This window comes from Sphingomonas quercus, assembly GCF_018863195.1.
GTDB classification, from domain to species: domain Bacteria; phylum Pseudomonadota; class Alphaproteobacteria; order Sphingomonadales; family Sphingomonadaceae; genus Solisphingomonas; species Solisphingomonas quercus.
In genome coordinates, this window is sequence record NZ_JAHKRT010000001.1 from 614132 (window position 1) to 631965 (window position 17834).

Annotated in this window: 10 protein-coding genes; 7 read left to right on the top strand and 3 right to left on the bottom strand. The window is 66.5% G+C overall.

What is annotated here, in order from left to right:
* The first annotated feature begins 42 nt into the window (after positions 1 to 42).
* On the top strand, positions 43 to 681 hold the full coding sequence (locus KOF26_RS03020; protein WP_253200969.1) for a PEPxxWA-CTERM sorting domain-containing protein: 639 nt from the start codon (positions 43 to 45) through the stop codon (positions 679 to 681).
* 84 nt (positions 682 to 765) lie between these two features.
* Here the strand turns inward: KOF26_RS03020 and KOF26_RS03025 are convergent, their stop codons facing one another.
* Genes KOF26_RS03025 through KOF26_RS03035 form a run of 3 tightly spaced genes read right to left on the bottom strand, consistent with a single transcriptional unit; the run spans position 766 to position 6882 of the window.
* Complete coding sequence (locus KOF26_RS03025; protein WP_216319718.1) at positions 766 to 2244, bottom strand: tryptophan halogenase family protein; 1479 nt, start codon at positions 2242 to 2244, stop codon at positions 766 to 768.
* A gap of 10 nt (positions 2245 to 2254) precedes the next feature.
* Positions 2255 to 4279, bottom strand: a complete 2025-nt coding sequence (locus KOF26_RS03030; RefSeq protein WP_216319721.1) for a hypothetical protein — start codon at positions 4277 to 4279, stop codon at positions 2255 to 2257.
* Between the two features lie 5 nt (positions 4280 to 4284).
* The gene (locus tag KOF26_RS03035) at positions 4285 to 6882 is read right to left on the bottom strand and encodes a TonB-dependent receptor (RefSeq protein ID WP_216319724.1); all 2598 of its coding nucleotides are present in this window, start codon (positions 6880 to 6882) and stop codon (positions 4285 to 4287) included.
* A gap of 289 nt (positions 6883 to 7171) precedes the next feature.
* Here KOF26_RS03035 and KOF26_RS03040 point away from each other — a divergent pair, with 289 nt between their 5' ends.
* The 6 genes from KOF26_RS03040 to KOF26_RS03065 all read left to right on the top strand — a co-directional run bounded on the left by KOF26_RS03040 (position 7172) and on the right by KOF26_RS03065 (position 17833).
* The gene (locus KOF26_RS03040; RefSeq protein WP_216319727.1) at positions 7172 to 7447 is read left to right on the top strand and encodes a hypothetical protein; all 276 of its coding nucleotides are present in this window, start codon (positions 7172 to 7174) and stop codon (positions 7445 to 7447) included.
* A 267-nt stretch (positions 7448 to 7714) separates the two neighbouring features.
* A complete protein-coding gene (locus KOF26_RS03045; RefSeq protein ID WP_216319743.1) occupies positions 7715 to 10102 on the top strand; it encodes a CehA/McbA family metallohydrolase in 2388 nt (795 codons plus the stop codon).
* 230 nt (positions 10103 to 10332) lie between these two features.
* On the top strand, positions 10333 to 13332 hold the full coding sequence (locus tag KOF26_RS03050; protein ID WP_216319746.1) for a TonB-dependent receptor domain-containing protein: 3000 nt from the start codon (positions 10333 to 10335) through the stop codon (positions 13330 to 13332).
* Positions 13333 to 13415: 83 nt separating this feature from the next.
* On the top strand, positions 13416 to 15095 hold the full coding sequence (locus KOF26_RS03055) for a M1 family metallopeptidase (RefSeq protein WP_216319749.1): 1680 nt from the start codon (positions 13416 to 13418) through the stop codon (positions 15093 to 15095).
* Positions 15096 to 15105: 10 nt separating this feature from the next.
* Positions 15106 to 16788, top strand: a complete 1683-nt coding sequence (locus tag KOF26_RS03060; RefSeq protein ID WP_216319752.1) for a M1 family metallopeptidase — start codon at positions 15106 to 15108, stop codon at positions 16786 to 16788.
* A gap of 28 nt (positions 16789 to 16816) precedes the next feature.
* Positions 16817 to 17833, top strand: a complete 1017-nt coding sequence (locus KOF26_RS03065; RefSeq protein ID WP_216319756.1) for a proline iminopeptidase-family hydrolase — start codon at positions 16817 to 16819, stop codon at positions 17831 to 17833.
* The last annotated feature ends 1 nt before the right edge of the window (position 17834 follow it).

Genomic DNA, 17834 nt, shown 5'->3' on the forward strand with positions numbered 1-17834 from the left:
CGCCGCCACCAAATCATGGTTACCACCAAGGGAGGACGATCCATGCGCACATCTCTCAGCATCCTCGCCATATCTGCCGGGCTGGCGATCGGCGGTCAGGCAATCGCGGCCCAGACGATCAGCGATCCGACCGGAGACTTCGCCAGCGGCTATGTCGGGCCGCACCAGGCCGATCTCGACGTCACCAGCTTCAGCGTCGACTGGATCGCGGCCAGCTCGTCCTTCCTGTTGAAGAGCACGATGGCCGGCGCGATCGACACGTCTCTGCCCGGCTTCTACGCGATCGGCGTCAACACCGGCACCGGGCCGAACAGCTTTGCCTCGATCGGGCTCGGCGGCGTTCGCTTCAACCAGGTCATCGCCGTCCAGAAGGCAGGCACCGCCACCGTCAGCGGCAACAGCCTGCCGAGCGGCGCGGTGACGATTTCCGGCGATCTGTTGAGCGTGCTTGTGCCGCTCTCGCTGCTGCCGTCGACCGGCTTCGCGCCCGAACAATATGGCTTCAACATCTGGCCGCGCAGCGGCGCCGGCGGGACCGAGGTGATCAGCGATTTCGCGCCGGACAACGCGACCCTTGCCGCCGCCGTGCCCGAGCCCGCGACGTGGGCGACGATGCTGGCGGGCTTCGGCGTGCTGGGACTCGCGCTGCGCCGCCGCCGGCCTGCCACCGCCACCGCCTGACCTTGCACGGCGCCCTTCAATCCCCCCTTTCAGGAGGGCGCCGGACCTGCCCGGAGGCGTGGCGTCATGCCTCCGGGCCTGCATCTACCAGGGCAGGGCGGGGAGCTCTGCGACGTGGGCGCGGATCGCCGCGCGCACTGATTCGACATGTTGGACAACGCGCTCGATGCTGTCCGTCTCGACGGCGGGATTATAGTCCGCCGGCTCGATCCCCTGCCCCTCCATCACCGCGAACCAGCTCGCGTCCCTGAACAGCTCGTCGGTGGACAGGACCAGCCGGCCAGAGGCGCGGAAATGGGCGATGCGATAGGCAAGGCTGTCCGGCAGCGCGACTGACTGGCAATGCCGCCACAGCGGCTCTCCGCGTCCTTCCGTCATCGCATAGTGGAGGATGAGGAAGTCGCGCACGTCCAGCATCTCCTGCGCGAAGACGCGGTTGAACTGCTCCGCGACGAGCGGATCGGCACCGTGGCGTGGAAACAACGCGAGCAGCTTCGCGATGCCGCTCTGGATGAGGTGGATGCTGGTCGATTCCAGCGGCTCCAGAAAGCCGCTCGACAGGCCGATGGCGACGACGTTGCGGTTCCAGCTCCGCTTGCGCTGCCCGGGCAGGAAGCGGAGCAGGCGCGGCTCGGCCAGTGGCGCCTCGCCGAGCGCCGCGAGGAAGGAAGCCCGCGCCGCCTCCTCATCCTGAAAGCGGCTGGAGAAGACATAGCCGTTGCCGGTGCGGTGCTGCAGCGGGATGCGCCAGCGCCAGCCTGCTTCCGCCGCGATGGCGCGGGTATAGGGCACCAGCATCCTCTCGCGCGCGGTCGGCGCCGCCCAGGCGCGATCGCAGGGCAACCACTCCGACCAGTCATCAAAGCCGGTGGCAAGCTCCTGCTCGATCAGCAGCCCGCGAAAGCCGGAGCAATCGACGAACAGCTCGCCCTCGGCCACCTCGCCGCGCTCTGTGACCAGACGGGCGATGTCACCGCTCTCGCCATGTCGCTCGACGCGCGCGACCTTGCCCTCGATGCGCACCACGCCATTGGCCTCGGCGTGACCGCGCAGACAGCGGCCATAAAGGCTCGCATCGAAGTGAAAGGCATAGCCCAGCGTCGACAGTAAAGAGCGGCGATCCGCGACCGGCCGGGCGAAGCGGCCGGCCCGCGCCGCCTGCGCGGTCAGCGAGAATTCCTCATTGCCGCCGGCCATGCCTGCCAGCCTCGCGCGGATCAGCCGATGCAGGAACATCACCCCATCGCCCGGCGGCCCGAACGTGCCGAACGGGTGGAGGTAGGCGCTTCCCGGCCCGTTCCATCCCTCGAAGGCAATGCCGAGCTTATAGGTCGCGTTGGTCTCGGTCATGAACGCGCGCTCGTCGAGACCGACGAGCTGGTTGAACCAGTGGATGGTGGGGATGGTCGCCTCGCCGACACCGACGATGCCGATCTCATCGGATTCGACGAGCAGGATGCGGCGCCCCGATCCCTTAAGGGCGCGTGACAGCGCTGCGGCAGCCATCCAGCCGGCGGTACCCCCGCCGAGGATGACGACGGTGCGGACGCCCGGCTCGCTCATGCCCTACCCCTTATTGACAGCGCGCCGCAGGATCGGGCGGCGGGCGATGCAGCGCAAGATAGACGGTGCTCCACAACTGGGCGGCATTGGATTCGTCGGCATCCTGCCCGCCCGCGCCGAATGCCTCGACGCGATAAGCGCCCCCCTCGTACCGCCACGACCACAGCTCGGACGATTGCACCGCCCGCGTCGCTGCGATCGCGCGCCACAGGCAGGTCTCGGTCTGGCGGAGGCGCGTGCGGATCGGCGCGGACAGGTCGGTGCGGGCGAGCTGGCGGGCGAGGCCGGCGGCGGCCAGCGCCTGTTGCCACGACCAGACCACCGTGCCGTGATAGGCATTGGGGCCGAAGCGGGCCTGAAGCGCGGCCGGCGCGAAAGCCGGGTTGGCGACGAGCAACCCCGCCCCGGTCATCAGGCCGGCCGGGAACGGGCGGCCGAGTGTGTCGGCGATGGTGGCCAGCGCCGCCTCCGACGGGCGGGCAAAGAGCAGCGCGAAGCCCTCGTCGCTATTCTGCACCGGCACCGGCCGGCCAGCCGTGTCGAGCGCGATCGCGTGGAAGGCAAGGGCCGCCTCGCCTGCCGCACCCATCGCCGCCGCGGCCGGCACGCCCGCGCTGCCCGCATAGCCGGCGATCGCGGCGCGGGCCTCGGCCGACGGAATGGTGATCGCGAACAGGCCGGGCGCGCGCCTGGCCCATATCGTCGCCATCGCCGGCACCGCGGCGAACATCGCCTTGTCCCCGCCGTTGGCGTAGGGGGCGAGCAGGCCGCTGCGATAGAGCGCGTCCGCCGCTTCCAGCGCGGCCGGCACGAGCACCGCGTTCACATCATAGGGATAATGGCCGCCACCCAGGCCGTCATTGCTGTCGCGCCATTCGCCGACGGGCACGCCGGGATGGAGGCCGATCAGCTTCGTCGCCACCGGATCGCGCGCGAAGGCCCCCGCGCTCTCGACGACGAAGCGCAGGTTGCGCATCAGCGCCGCGCCCGCGCCGTTCCGCGCAAAAAAGGCGGCGGCGCGCGCCCTGCCGCGGGCGTCGTCGAGCAGCCACGCCCGCGCCACTGGCGCCAGCATGTAGTCGCTGTCGATCATCTTGTAATCATAGACCGGGGCGTCGGAATTGCCGCTGCCGGCCTTGCGGTGATCGAGGATGGCGAACTCGCCGATGTCCTCCTCATGGGCGACGCGCCCCTCGGGCGAAAGCCGCTCCAGCACCGATTGCAGGCCCGTCTCGACCGCCGCCGGTTGCAGTGCCGGCATCAGCAACCGCACCGACATCAGCGTGTCACGCCCGAAATAGGTGTTGAACCGCCATGAGCCGGCGTTGAATTTCTCCGCATAGCTAAGGAATTCGAGCGCACCGCGCGCCGCCGGATCGGGATTGGCGGTGGCGTTGAGCAGCGCGTCGCCGCCCACCGGGGTGAGCGGCGTCTCGCCGCTCAACGCGGTCACGGCGAGGGTGATGCGCCCGTCCGATCCCGCCCTGATCTCCTGGCCGGCGAGCGTGCCGTGGACCAGCCGCAGCGACAGGCGATATCCGGGCGCCCCGTCCAGCCGGTCGCGCGCCCAGCTGATCGTGTCGCCGGCGGCGGTCGGCTCGGTCTGCACCTCGACGGGCGCGGTGCCGAGCCCCTCATAATCGCGCAGCACGCGCACGCTGGACAGCAATGCCTGCCTGGTCGCCAGCCGGGGGGTGGCGATGCTGGCCTCGAAGGTGACGCCATGGAGCGGGCGCCCCCTCCCGTCAGCAAGCGTCACCGGCCGGGCGGGCGCGGCCATCGTCCACTCAGCGGCGGGCGATACGGCGCCGAACCACAGGCCGACGCCGCTATTGCCTGCCGGGAAGGCGACGATGATGCGCGGAGCCCCGCCGGAGCGCAGCAGGATATGCGCCGAAACCGGCCCGTCGCGCACGAAGCTGTTGAGGTTCAGCCCCTCGCGCCGCGCGAAACCGACGGTCTCGGGAGCAGGCGCCGCCGCCGCCAGCGCCAATGCAGCGATGGCGAGAAACGCGCCTGTCGTCCCCCCCGGCATGGCCGTCAGAGCTTGACGGTCATGCTGACCAGCGCGTTACGGCCGACGATCGCACGCCCGTAGAAAAAGCCGTTGACGATCGTCTGGGTCTGGCCCTGCCGCGGGTTGCCCTCCGTGAAGCCCTTGGCGTTGGTGAGATTGTCGACGCTGGCGCTGACGTTGATGCGATCGGTGACGTTCAGGCTCGCGCCGACGGTGAACACGCTGTAGCTCGGCAGCGCGATGCCGTTGCCGGCGTCGGCATAGATTTTGCCGACATATTTCCAGCGGCCATAAATCTCGCCCAGCCCGCTCGGCAGGATGAAGGACGGCGTCACCGTCAGCAGCTTCTTGGGCGTGCGCTCCGGCGTGTTGCCGTTGTAGCTGCCGGCGATCGGATTGCTGAACTCGAGGTTGCTCAACGTCGGGTCCTGATAGACGCCGGACACGCCCAGGCTGAAGAAGCGCACCGGCCGGAAATCCGCATCCACCTGCACGCCGTTGGTCTTGCTGTCGGCGAGCGCGTTGGTCTGGTTGGCCGGATCGGCCGGATTGATGATCTGGTAGGACAGGTTCTTGATGATCGTGCGGAAGCCGATCACCGATGCCGTGATCCCCGGCCACTGGAAGCGCGCGCCACCCTCGTAGAGCGTAAGCGCGGTGGGCTTGTGAGTGCCGCCCGTGTCGCCGCCATTGGTCTGGAAGCCGTATGCGCCGCGCGCATAGAGCGAGACATGGTCGGTCAGCGTGTAGTTGATGCCGCCGGTATAGGCCCAGTGGTGGAATGTGTCCTTCTGGCGGGTATAGGTGCCGTCGAAGGTGCTGCCGACATCCTGGAACAGGCCGGGCGTGCCTGCCGGGACCGGCTCGTTGGTCAATGCCGTACCGCCGATGTCGACGCGGACATGCTGCCGCTCATAGCGGGCGCCGAAGTCGATATGCAGCTTCTCGCCGATGCGCAGCTCGTCGTTGAAGTAGGCCGAGTAGGAATTCACCTCGTCATTGAAGATGCCCTGGCCCCAATTGCCGTAATTGACCATGCCGTTGTTGGTCAGCTGACCGATGACGTTGCCGCCGCCATCCAGTGCGACGATGTCATAGACGTGCGAATTGTTGCGCACATCGTTGATCACCGTGGCAACGGCGGACTGATCGTTGCGCCGGCGGACATTGTAATACATTCCGCCGACGGTCAGCGAATTGTCGAACGCGCCGGCCTCGTGATCCCATTTCACGCCGAAATCGCTGCCGAAATCCTTGGTCGACAGCGTCTGGTGGTTGAGCACGGTCTGCTGCAGCAGCCCGTTGCCGTTCAGCCCGGCCAGCGCCGACGTGTTGGAAGCCGGGATGATCGCCCCGCCCAGCGTGTCGCGCAGGGCATATTGCGCGGTCCCCGGAAACAGCGCGGCGGCGCGCTGGAAATAGGTCTGGCCGGCAACCGGCGTCAGGCTGGCAAGGGGCGACTTCGTCGGGTCGAGATAATCGCCGGCGGCGGTGAGGCCGGCCGTGCCGGCGCCGCTGCCCGGGAACAGCCCGTTGAAATCATAGGCGCCGTCCAGATAGCGCGCCCGCGCGAACACCCGGAAGGCGTCGTTGATCGGCTTGTCGATGTCGATGCGATAGGTCGTCGATTTGACGTGCACGCCGTCCACCGCGCTGAACCGGCGCAGCCGGTTGCCGGTCTGGGAGGAATCCGGCACCAGGAAATTGCCGAAGGCATTGCCGCCGACATCGTCGCGCTTCAGGTCGAGGCCGGGGATCGAGCTGATCTTGCCGCTCGCCGACACGGCAAAGGGCATGTCGGCATAATAGGGGTTGTGGATGTCGCTGCGGCGGATGCTCAGCCGCACGAAGCCGTCGTCCGCGAAACGCTTCTCGAGCGCGGCGCGGACATTATAGCCTTCGTGGGAGAACGGGCTGCGCCGCACGCCATTTTGCGAAACGGCATAGCCGCCGACGTTGAATGCCAGATCCTCGCTGATCGGGGCGGAGAAATAGCCGTCCGCGCGATAATCGCCATAGGTCGTGCCGGTGAAGCGCACCGAGGCGGTCGCCTCGTTGAAATTAGGCTTCAGCGTGATGAAGTTGATCGTCGCGCCGGCGCCATTCGGCGCCAGCACGCCTGACGTGCCGCCTTCCACCGCCTCCAGCCGATCGACGGTGATATCATTCTGGAAATAGAAGTCGGCGCCGCCGCCGCCATAGAGGATCGGCATGCCATCCTCTTCAAGCGTGATGAACGTTTGCGCGCCGCCGCGCAGGCCGCGCACCGAATAATTGTTCGAGATCGGGCCGGCCGTGCCCTCCACGAAGATGCCGGGCACCAGCTCCAGCGTCTCGGCTGTGGAGCGCGGCGCCTTGCGCAGCAGGTCTTCGGAATTGGCGAGCGTGACGTTGGAGGAGGAGTCGAACAAGGTCCGCTTGCCCGAAGTATTGCCGGTAACGACGATCTCCTCGAGCGTTCCCTGACCTGCCGGCGGCTGGGCACCGGGCGGGGATGCGTTGGTCGCAGCGGGGGGCTCGGTGGGCGACGGGTTGGCGGCTTGCTGGGCGACGGCACCGGTCGCGGCGAAGAGCGCGGTACCGGCGAGCAAGGTCCCCTTCAGGGAAGGATGGGCACGCATTCACTGTTCCTCCGAGACGGCCAGGCGGAAGGCTTGCAAAATGCCTCCTCACTCGTGGGCACACAATTGGCGCCCGGACCGCACAACGCCGCCCGGTGGAAATTGTTTTGCCATCGGAAACTTCGCGTGGAACTGTTGCGCGAACGACACGGACAGTAAAGTCGTTACGGCTTCGTTATCGACCAAAGCCAGTCGCCAACCTGTCGCTAGCCTTACAGGCGCATTCAGCGTCAGGCCCGAATCACCGGTCTAATGTGCCTCCATTGCAGATGAGACTGGAGGATGCACCATGAAGATCATTCCCATGCTGGCCGCCGCGCTCGGACTGGCCACCGCCGTCGTCCCGCTCGGCGCCGCGGCCAATGCGCAGTCCTATGGCTGGAACGACGGGCGTCATTATGATCGTGGCGACGATCGCGGCTGGAACCGTCATGATCGCCGCCGCGACGATCGCCGCCACCATTATCGCGGCAATCGCTATAGCTACGGCTACGGCCGCTATGACAGCCGCCCGCGCTGCTGGACGGAATGGCGCTACGATCACCGCGTCCGCATCTGCCGCTGAGGCGGATCGGGGCGTCCGGCAGACCGCCGGGCGCCCCATTTCTTCCCGGGGCCGTGCAGCTCCGCACCGCGCCTTCCCGATGGCCCGCCGAAGGGCGCCACGCCGACCATCCGCTTCGGAAGCCCGTGGTCATCCGTCCCCGCGCCGGCCAGCGACCGCCCCTCACGTGGTTCCCCGTTTACAGTGCCCGATAATCGTATAATGTCTACGACTAGGGCATAAGGGGCAGTGTGAATGAGCTTTGGGAAGCTATACCCTCTGGTATTGATGGCGTCCGCGGTGGCCGGAATGGCGCTGGGCGGCGCCGCTCACGCGCAGACCCGGCTCGACTTCCATCTCTATCCGGCGGTGTCCACCGGCCCCCTCGATCCGGCATGGAGCCCGGATGGGAAGACGCTCAGTTACGCTGCACAGGGCGACATCTGGACGATTCCTGTAACCGGGGGAACGGCAACCGCGCTGACCAAGGGGCCATTCTACTATTCCGAACCGAGCTATGCCCCCGACGGCAGCATGATCGCCGTTACCATGGAAGATAATGAAGGCAATTACGATATAGGCATCATGCCGGCACAAGGCGGCGCCGTGCAGCGCCTGACCACCGGACCGGAACAGGATTTCGCCCCGGCGTGGAGCGTCGACGGCAAGTCGATTTTCTATGTAACGCGCCGTAAAGGCACCGCCGGTCTCGACATTGTCCGCATCGACCTCGCCACCAGAATGGTAACGGACGTGGCGGTGGGCCCGGGCTCCCAATATCAGCCGGCGCCCTCACCCGACGGCAAATGGCTGGCGTTTGTCGCGCCGGAGCGAGGGTTTAACGGTTCGGGCAGCCTGTGGGTCATGCCGCTGGACGGCAGCGGACCTGCTCGTCTCGTCCACCACGAGGAATCGAGCTATCGCCTCAAGCCGAGCTGGTCGGCGGACGGCAAGGTGCTGACCTTCGTGTCGGACGCGGCCGGCTCCTTCGATATCGCCGCCGTGCCGGTGGCAGGCGGCGATAAATTCCGGCTCACCCATGAAAACTGGAATGAGTTCGATCCCCAGCTCAGCCCCGACGGCAAGCAGATCGCCTTCGTCTCCAATCGCGACGGCAATACCGAGCTGATGCTGATGGATGCAACCGGCGGCGCAATCGCCAGCTGGCGGCCCGTCCCGATCACGAAGCTGGTTCGTCCCTATGCGATGGGCACCATCAAGGGGCGCATCCTCGATGAACATGGCGCGGTGACCCCGGCGCGTCTCGTCGTAAATGCCAGCGACGGTCGCAGCTATGTCGAAAACGACAGTTTTCATCGCAAGGTGCCGAACACCGGCGTGCATTATGAACATTCGGACGGAACGTTCGAAATCCAGGTGCCGGCCGGCGACGTTTCGGTCGAGGCCCTGCATGGCTTCGAATATGCTCCGGCAGACCAATCCGTCCATGTCGCCGAGGGCGGCGTCACGACAGTCGAGCTGCACCTGTCCCGCGTCGCCGACCCGGCGAAGAGTGGCTGGTATGGCGGCGACATGCACATCCACGATCTTCACGAGGGCCGGTACGGGCTGACCCACGAGAAGTTTTTCGCGCAGCTCCAGGCGGACGACGTGCGGGTGGCGAACGCGCTGATCCACATGGATGGCTCCAAGATCATGGGCCGCTGGGATGATCTTACCGGCACGCCCAGCTCGCTTTCGAATGACAGGACATTGCTGCGCTATTCGGAGGAATTTCGCGGCGGATTCGGCCACGTTGCGCTGGTGGGCGTGAAGAAATTCGTGATGCCGCTCGTCGACGGCTCGCGGAACACTCCCTATGCGCCGGACACGCTGGCGATCGACACGATCAGGCAGGCGCGCGCGCAGGGCGGCATCGCCGATTTCGTCCATCCCTATAATGTCGCCGTGACCAAGCCGTCGGACGGGGTCAGCATCGGACCGGTGCTGGCGGCGCTGGGGCTGCTCGATTCCTATGACGTCACCTCGATCGCGTCCCTCGAAGGCCCGACGACGGAGATGTACTATCGCATTCTCAACAGCGGCATCAGGCTGCCAGCGACAGGCGGGACGGACAATTTCTCCGATGTCTGGTTTGATCCTTCGGGCGGCACCGCGCGCGCCTATGCCCAGTTGCGCGACGGCCAGCCGCTGACTTTCGAGAACTGGATCGCCGCCATCAGGCAAGGGCGGACCTTCGGAACCAACGGCCCGCTCCTGTTCCTCAACGTCGGCGGCGCGGGTCCGGGCGACGAGATCGCCAACGGCAAGCGCACCGCCACGATCAACCTGTCGTCGATCGCCGCGGTCGATACCGTCGACCTCGTCGTCAACGGCAAGGTCGTGAAGAGCTGGAAGCCGGGCGGCAAGGGGCCGCAATGGAGCTTCTCGGCGCCGATCAACGCGCCGGCGGGCAGCTGGATCGCCGCGCGGGCCTCCGGCCCCAAGAGCCGCTACCTCGGGGACGCCGACGTCTTCGCGCAGACCAGCCCGGTCTATGTCGCCGGCAAGCCCGTCATCAACACCGCCGACGCGCTTTTCCTGGCCGACGCGGTGCGCGCGCTCTGGGCGCGGGTCGAACAGCGGAATGCCTGGTTCACCGAACAGCAAAAGTCCGAATACAAGGCCTCGATTGATCAGGCCATTTCTTACTACGAAAACAAAGCTCACCAGTAAGCTCCGGCGCCGTGTTTCAAGTTTCGTTGCGTAAAACTGTACATCCGAATTTCTAAAAAACTTCGTCGCTACGGCGCATCCTATCAGGCCACGTCCGTCGGTATTGGCTGTTCGATAGGAGGGGATGCGCCTGCATCAGTAGCGACCGGGGATATCAACAGGGAGATTGCACCGTGAATTCGTCACGCAGGGGTATTTATCGCGCTGCCATCCTCGGCAGTTCGGCACTGATGTCCGTTATTGGCGCCTCCACCGCCGCCTTTGCGCAGGATGTCGTGCCTGCCGCAGCGGAAGAACCAAGGCCCCAGGAAATCGTCGTCACCGGTTCGCGCATCCGCACCACCGACACGACCACGCCCGCCCCGGTCACGGTGGTCAACGCAGCCGCGGTCACCGATCGCGGCTTCACCCAGATCGGCCAGGCGCTGAACGAGCTGCCGTCGATCACGCCCTCCTTCCCGCGCAACACCGGCATCGGCAACCCGGCGAGCGGCGTGCAGACCGCCCCGCAGCTGTTCAACATGGGTGCAGGCCGCACGCTGAGCCTGATGAACGGCCGCCGGCTGCCGACCACCGCGGTGGGGACGGCTGATGCGGCCGTCGACGCGAACATCATTCCAACCGGTCTGATCGAGCGCGTCGACGTGATGCAGGCTGGTGGCGCGGCGGTCTATGGCTCGGGCGCGATGGCCGGCGCAGTCAACTATGTGCTGAAGCGCAATTTCCAGGGCCTGGAGCTTGACGGCCAGGCGAGCATCACCTCGCGCGGGGACTATCCGGTCTACAGTCTGCGCGGCACATTCGGCCAGAATTTCGCCGAGGATCGCGGCAATTTCGCGATCAACCTCGAATATTCCCAATCGGGGGTGCTGAAATTCCCCGACCGCGAAGCATCGCGGCTGGTGCCCTTCCTCGCCACCAATCCCGCCGATACCGGGCCGAATGACGGGATTCCGAACCGCTATTACATCCTCAATTCGAACACCTGGTCGTCAACTTACAATGGGGCGATCTGGGCGACCACCGGCACCACGCCGGCGGGCCTGCTCAACGTGAGCGGCAGGCCGGTGGAGTTCAACACCGCCGGCAACGGGCTGACGACTTTCAACCCCGGCGAGAATATCTGGTCGAACCTGTCGATCAACGGCGGCGGCGTCCCGTACAATTCCAAATCGACCCTGTTCGCCGGCATCAAGCGATTCAACGCGTTCGGGCTGGGCAGCTATGAGCTGACCGACAATATCCAGGTGTCCACCGAGCTCCTATATTCGCGCACCAAGTCGAAGGACCCGCTGGCGCTGATGCGCGTGCCGCAGTTCGACAACACCGGCACGACCGCGGGCGGCACCCAGTCCTTCCTGCTCTATGCCGACAATGCCTATCTGCAGCAGATGCCCGATGTTCTGGCGCAGCTGACGACCGCCGCCGCCGCACGCGGGATCAATTTCGTGCCGGGCGGTTCGCCACTTTATCTCGCGAAGTTCGCGGATAATCTCTTCAAGGACACCAGCCAGACGCTGACCACCACCACCTATCGCGGCCTGCTCGCGGTCGATGGCGACTTCTCCGCCGGTCAACGCGATTTCGACTGGTCCGTCTCCGTCAGCCGCGGCCACGTCTCCGGCCGCATCCAGGGCTGGGGGCTGTGGCAGTCGCGCCTGCGCAACTCCTTCGACGCGGTGCGCAACGCCGCCGGCAATATCGTCTGCCGCATCAACCAGACGACCGTCACCGACGCGAATTGCGTCCCGGTCAACCTGTTCGGCCGAACCAACATTTCGGACCAGGCGCGCGACTATATCAACATCCGCAGTGGCTTCGCGCAGAACGGCCAGACCGCCAACTATGTCAACGACCTGACCGATTATCTGGCGAGCTTCGGCGGCGACCTGGTTCAGTTGCCGGCGGGCAAGGCGAAGTTCAACGTTACCTATGAACACCGCATCGAGAGCACGAAAACGACGCCGGAGGAGGCCGATCGCCTCGGACTGATCGGGTCGGGCACCAAGCTCGCGCCGATGAGCGGCGGGTTCCATACCAACGAGATCAACGGCGAAGTGCTGGTCCCGATCGTCGGCGGCGATTTCACGCTGCCGCTGGTGCGCGCCCTGGAGGCCACGGGTTCGTTCCGCTTCGTCGACGATTCGCTGGTCGGCAAGGAGAATGTGTGGAGCGCCGGCCTGCGCTGGGATGTGTTCCGCGGCCTGACGCTGCGCTCCTCGCTCAGCCGCAACTTCCGCGCGCCCAACCTGAGCCAGCTGGCCCAGCCGCAGACCACCAACGTCGCCGGCTCGGGCAACCCCTGCTCCAACGCGACCATCCAGTCCGGCTCCAACCCGGCGGTGCGCGCGGCCAACTGCCTCGCGCTGTTCACGGCCAATCCGACCTACGGCGCGACCGGCAACCCGGCGATCGACTCCAACCCGGCGGCACGGCTCTCGAACTTCTTCGACATCGGCCAGAACTTCTTCCGCACTCTGGTCACGACGGGCGGCAATCCGGATCTGAGGAACGAGGTGTCGAAGACGCTGACCTTCGGCCTCGTATTCCAGCCGACCTTTGTTCCCGGCCTGACCTTCACCGCCGACCGCATCCGCCTGAACCTGACGGATGCGCTGTCCAACTTCACGGCCGCCAACTTCACGGCGACCTGTTTCGATACCCCGGGCATGCCCGCGGATATTTGCAGCACCTTCACTTTCCGTCCGGACGGGACGATCGCCACGGCCAAGGCGACGACGTTCAACGCCGGCTATTACCGCTATCGCGGCGACATCTTCGTGCTGAGCTATCGCTTCAATGTCGGCACGCTGTTCGGCGGCCGGGATCTGGGCAACCTGGCGCTCTCGCTACAGGCGACCCACAATCGGATGCGCGACCAGTCGGTCACCGGTCTCGACGTGACGCATTCCGCCGGTACGACGGCGCTCCCGTCCTGGGTGCTGCGCCCGCAGGCGACCTACTCCATCGGCCGGCTTCGCCTGAACTACTCCGCCTATTACATGCCGGCCGAGCCGATCAACTTTACCGATACGGTCGAAAATGCGCCGGTTCTCCCGGTGAAGGGCAATACCCGGCACAACATCTCGGCGGCCTACGGGCTCGACAAGTTCGAGATCCGCGCCGGCATCAACAACTTCACCGACAAGGCGCCGTCGTTCCCCTATAGCGCCGGCTATGGTGACATTATCGGTCGCCAGTTCTTCCTGGGGGTCAAGGTCAACTACTAAGTCACTCTTCCTCACCCGCCCGGGCCGCGCGCCCGGGCGGGCATATCCAGCGGCATCTCCACCACCCGCATCAGGAAGGATTTATGAGGCCATTATCGACAGTTTCCGCAGCCCTGCTCGGCACGATCGCGATGGCTCCGGCAATGGCCGATCGCTACGAGCGCCAACCCGGCGTCGCCGTCGATCACTATGTCTTCAACGTCGAGTTCGCCGACAATAGCCGGGCGATCAAGGGCGAGACCGTGACCACCGTGCGCTTTACGGCGGGAGGCATCACCCGGATCTCCTTCGATCTCCAGTCCCCAAAGGCCGACGGCACCGGCATGACCGTCGCCGCAGTGAGCGAGGAAGGCGGCGGCGCGCTCCGTTTCGAGCAGACCAACGACCGCCTTGCCATCCGGCTTGCCCGGCCCTCCACCCCCGGGGACGTTCGCGTCTTCCACATCCGATACGCCGGCCAGCCCACCGATGGATTGCGCTTCGGCACCAGCCGCAGCGGGCAGCGCGGCGCCTTCACCTGGAACTGGCCGACCCTGATGCGCGACTGGGCGCCCATCGTCGACCATATCTCGTCAAAGGCCACCAGCGAGTTCATCGTCACCGCGCCCGAGCCTTATTCCGTCGTCGCGAACGGCCTGCGCGTCAGCGAGGTTTCGCTCGGCGACGGCCGCAAGGTCACCCATTGGCGGCAGGGTGTGCCGATCTCGCCATGGCTCAATGCGCTCGGTGTTGCGCGCATGCAGGTCTATCATGGCGGCGCGGCGCAGGGCGTCCCCCTCCAGATCTGGGCGCCCGCCGGCACCAGGGTCAATGTCGCCAACGGTTTTCTGGTCGCGCGCCGGGCGATCAATCTGTTCGGCGAGCTTGTCGGACCCTATCCGTTCGAGAAGCTCGGGCAAGTCGTCGCGCCGTTCGGTGGCGGCGGCATGGAGCATGCCAGCGTGATCTTTTACGGAGACGGCGGCGCCCGCGACGGGGGCCCGCCGCTTCCACCGCGTCCGGCGCGCGCCCAACGCGCGGATCTGCCGGCGATGTCGCACGACGGCCTGCTTTCGCACGAGATCGCCCACCAATGGTTCGGCGATTCGGTGACCGAGGCGACATGGGGCGACGTGTGGCTGAGCGAGGGTTTCGCCACCTATTTCTCCGACCTCTACACCGAGCATTTTGACGGGCGCGACGCATTCGTCGCGTCGCTCAGATCGGAGCGCGACGGGGCGCTCTCCGCCGAGCGGCGCGAGCGCATCCCGGTGATCGGGGCGGACGACGAGGCCGCCGGTCCGCACCTCACCCAGGTTCAGTATCGCAAGGGCGGCTGGGTGCTGCACATGCTGCGCCAGCAAATGACGAGCCCGGCCTTCTTCAAGGCGATCCGCCTCTATTATGATCGCCACAAGGGCGGCCATGCCACCACCGAGGACCTTCGCGCGACCATGGAGGAGGTGTCCGGGCAACAGCTCGGCTGGTTCTTCGACCAGTGGCTGACGCGGGTCGATTCCCCGAGGCTCGCGGTCACCTGGCGCTATGATGCCCGTGCCAGGGCGGTGCGCGTCACGGCGACACAGACGCAGCCCGGGGACCCCTATCGCCTGCCGATCGAACTCGGCCTCGCCGACGCGGTGGGCGGCGCGCTCAGGACGTCGACAGTGACGATGGACAGGAAGGCGCAGGAATTCACCATCGCCGCTCCCACCCGGCCGGCGGAACTGGTGCTCGATCCCGAAACGAGATTGCTCGCCGACATGACCCTGACCCCGCGCTGAGGGACTCGCCATGAAGATCACGATGTTCGCATTGCTCGCCGCCAGCGCGGTGCTGGTCGCTACCCCGGCCGCGACGGAGACCTATCGGCGCCAACCCGGCGTCGCCGTCGAGCATTATGTCTTCAACCTCGAGGTCGGCGACGCCGATGGCATCGCCAGCCACGAGATCAAGGGCGAGACAATCGTCTCGGTGCGCTTTTCGACGGCCGGCACCGATCGCGTCGTCCTCGACCTGAGCAGTCGCGCACCCGACGGCACCGGCATGACCGTCGCCAAGGTGAGCGACCGGGGCGGCTCCGATCTCCGCTTCGTCCATCAGGACAACCGGCTGACCATCCTGCTGGACCACCCGTCCCGCGCCGGGGAGGCCCGCGACCTGATCGTGCGCTATGCCGGCCAGGCGGGCGACGGCCTGCGCTTCGGGACCACGCGCGGCGGGGATCGCGGCATCTTCAGCTGGAACTGGCCGACCCATATGCGCGACTGGGCGCCGACCGTCGACCATGTCTCGTCGAAGGTGACGAGCGAGTTCGTCGTCACCGCGCCCGAAGCTTATTCCGTCGTCGCCAACGGCTTGCTCGACAGCGAGATCGCCCTCGGCGACGGGCGCAAGGTCACCCACTGGCGGCAGGGCGTGCCGATCACGCCGTGGCTCAACGCCGTGGCGATCGCCCGCTTCCAGATGTTCGACGGTGGCACGCATCGCGGCGTTCCGCTCCAGATCTGGGCGCCGCTCGGCACGAAGGTCGATGTCGACAATGGCTTTCTCGTCGCGCGCCGCACGATCGACTTTTTCGGCGATCTTGTCGGCCCCTACCCCTATGAAAAACTCGGCCAGGTAATGGCGCCGTTCGATGGGTCGAGCACCGAGCATGCCAGCGTCATCTTCTATGGCGACGCCGGCACCCGCGACGGCGGTCAGCCGATCCGCTCGCGCGGCAACGGCGTCGGCCTCGCCGGTGCCGGCCTTCTCGCCCATGAGATCGCCCATCAATGGTTCGGCGATTCCGTCACCGAAAACAGCTGGGGCGACGTGTGGCTGAGCGAGGGCTTCGCCACCTATTTCGCGGATCTCTATGCCGAGAATTTCGAAGGCCGTGATGCCTTCACCGCTTCGCTCAGGAGCGAGCGCACCGGCGCCCTCGCCGCGGAGCGACGCGAACGCATTCCCGTGATCACCACTGCCGACGAGGCTTCCGGGCCGCATCTCACCCGGGTGCAATATGCCAAGGGCGGCTGGATGCTTCACATGCTGCGCCAGCAGGTGACGACCCCGGTCTTCTTCAAGGCGATCAAGGCCTATTATGGCCGCTATCATGGCGGCCATGTCACGACACCCGATCTCCGGCGTGCAATGGAGGAGGCTTCCGGACAGGACCTCGGCTGGTTCTTCAACCAGTGGCTGACCCGCGTGGATTCGCCGAAGCTCAGAATGACGTGGCGTTATGATGCCGGCGCCAGGGCGATCCGTCTCAGCGCCGCGCAGTCGCAGGACGGCGAGGCATATCGCCTGCCGATCGAAATCGGCATCGCCGCCGCGCCGCGTGGTGCGCTCAGGATCGAGAAGATCGAGATGACCGGGAAGACCCAGCAATTCAGCATTCCCGCGGACCGCGCGCCTGTGGACGTCGTGCTCGATCCAAACGTCAACCTTCTGGCCGACATGACGCTGGAGCGATCCTCCGCCCGTTGATCAGAAGTGGAGTTGCAGGAGCGAAACGATGATCGACAGCATTTCCCGCCGTGACTTCCTCGCCCTTGCCGGCGCGACGACGCTGGCATCGGCGACAACAGCCCTGGCGCGTGGCCCCGCGAGCTATCCGGCACCCGATCGGGAGATGGTGCTGCCGGTGCCGGGTGGACGGGTCTATGTCCGCATCAACGGCGATCTCAGGGGATCGCGGCCGCCGCTGGTGATGATCCATGGCGGCCCCGGGGGGAGCCACGCCGCCTTCCTCGACGCGCTCGCCCTCGCCGACGAGCGCGCGATCATCCTTTACGACCAGCTCGATTCCGGCTGGTCAGACAAGCCGGGCGATCCCGCCAACTGGGTGGTACCGCGCTTCGTCGACGAGCTGGAGGCGGTGCGCGCGGGCCTCGGCGTCAGACGCTGGCACGTGCTCGGCCACAGCTGGGGCGGCACGATCGCCCTCGAATATGGCGCCCGCCGGCCCACCGCGCTGGCCGGCCTCGTGCCGAGCAGCGCGCTGATCTCGACGCGCAGCTGGCTCGCCGACGCGGCTGTCCTTCGCGGACAGATGCCGGCCGGGCCGCGCGAGACGCTCACGGCCTGCGAAGCGGCCAATCCCCCGGTGGCCGAGGTCTGCGACGAGGCGACGCGCGCATTCTACAGCCTGTACAACCGGCGCGAGGTTCCGACCGACGGTGCGATCGCCTATCGCAACAGGCAGCATTTGCAGGGCACCGGTCCGTCGCTCGGCAAGAAGCTCTACGAAACCATGTGGGGCAAGACGGAATTCGTCTCCACCGGCACGCTCAAGGATTATGACGGCGAACCGCTGCTCGCGCGGCTCGACGGGCGGCGCACCCTGTTCCTGTGCGGCCAGTATGACGAAGCGCGGCCGGAAACCGTACGCGGCTTTGCGCGCCGCGTGCCGCCCTCGGGCGCGGCGTTCGCCGAGATTCCGGGGGCGGGGCACGGCACCTTCAGCGACCAGCCGGCCGCGACGCTCGCCGTGCTTCGCCCCTGGCTGACCGCTCAGGACCAGCTGGGATAGG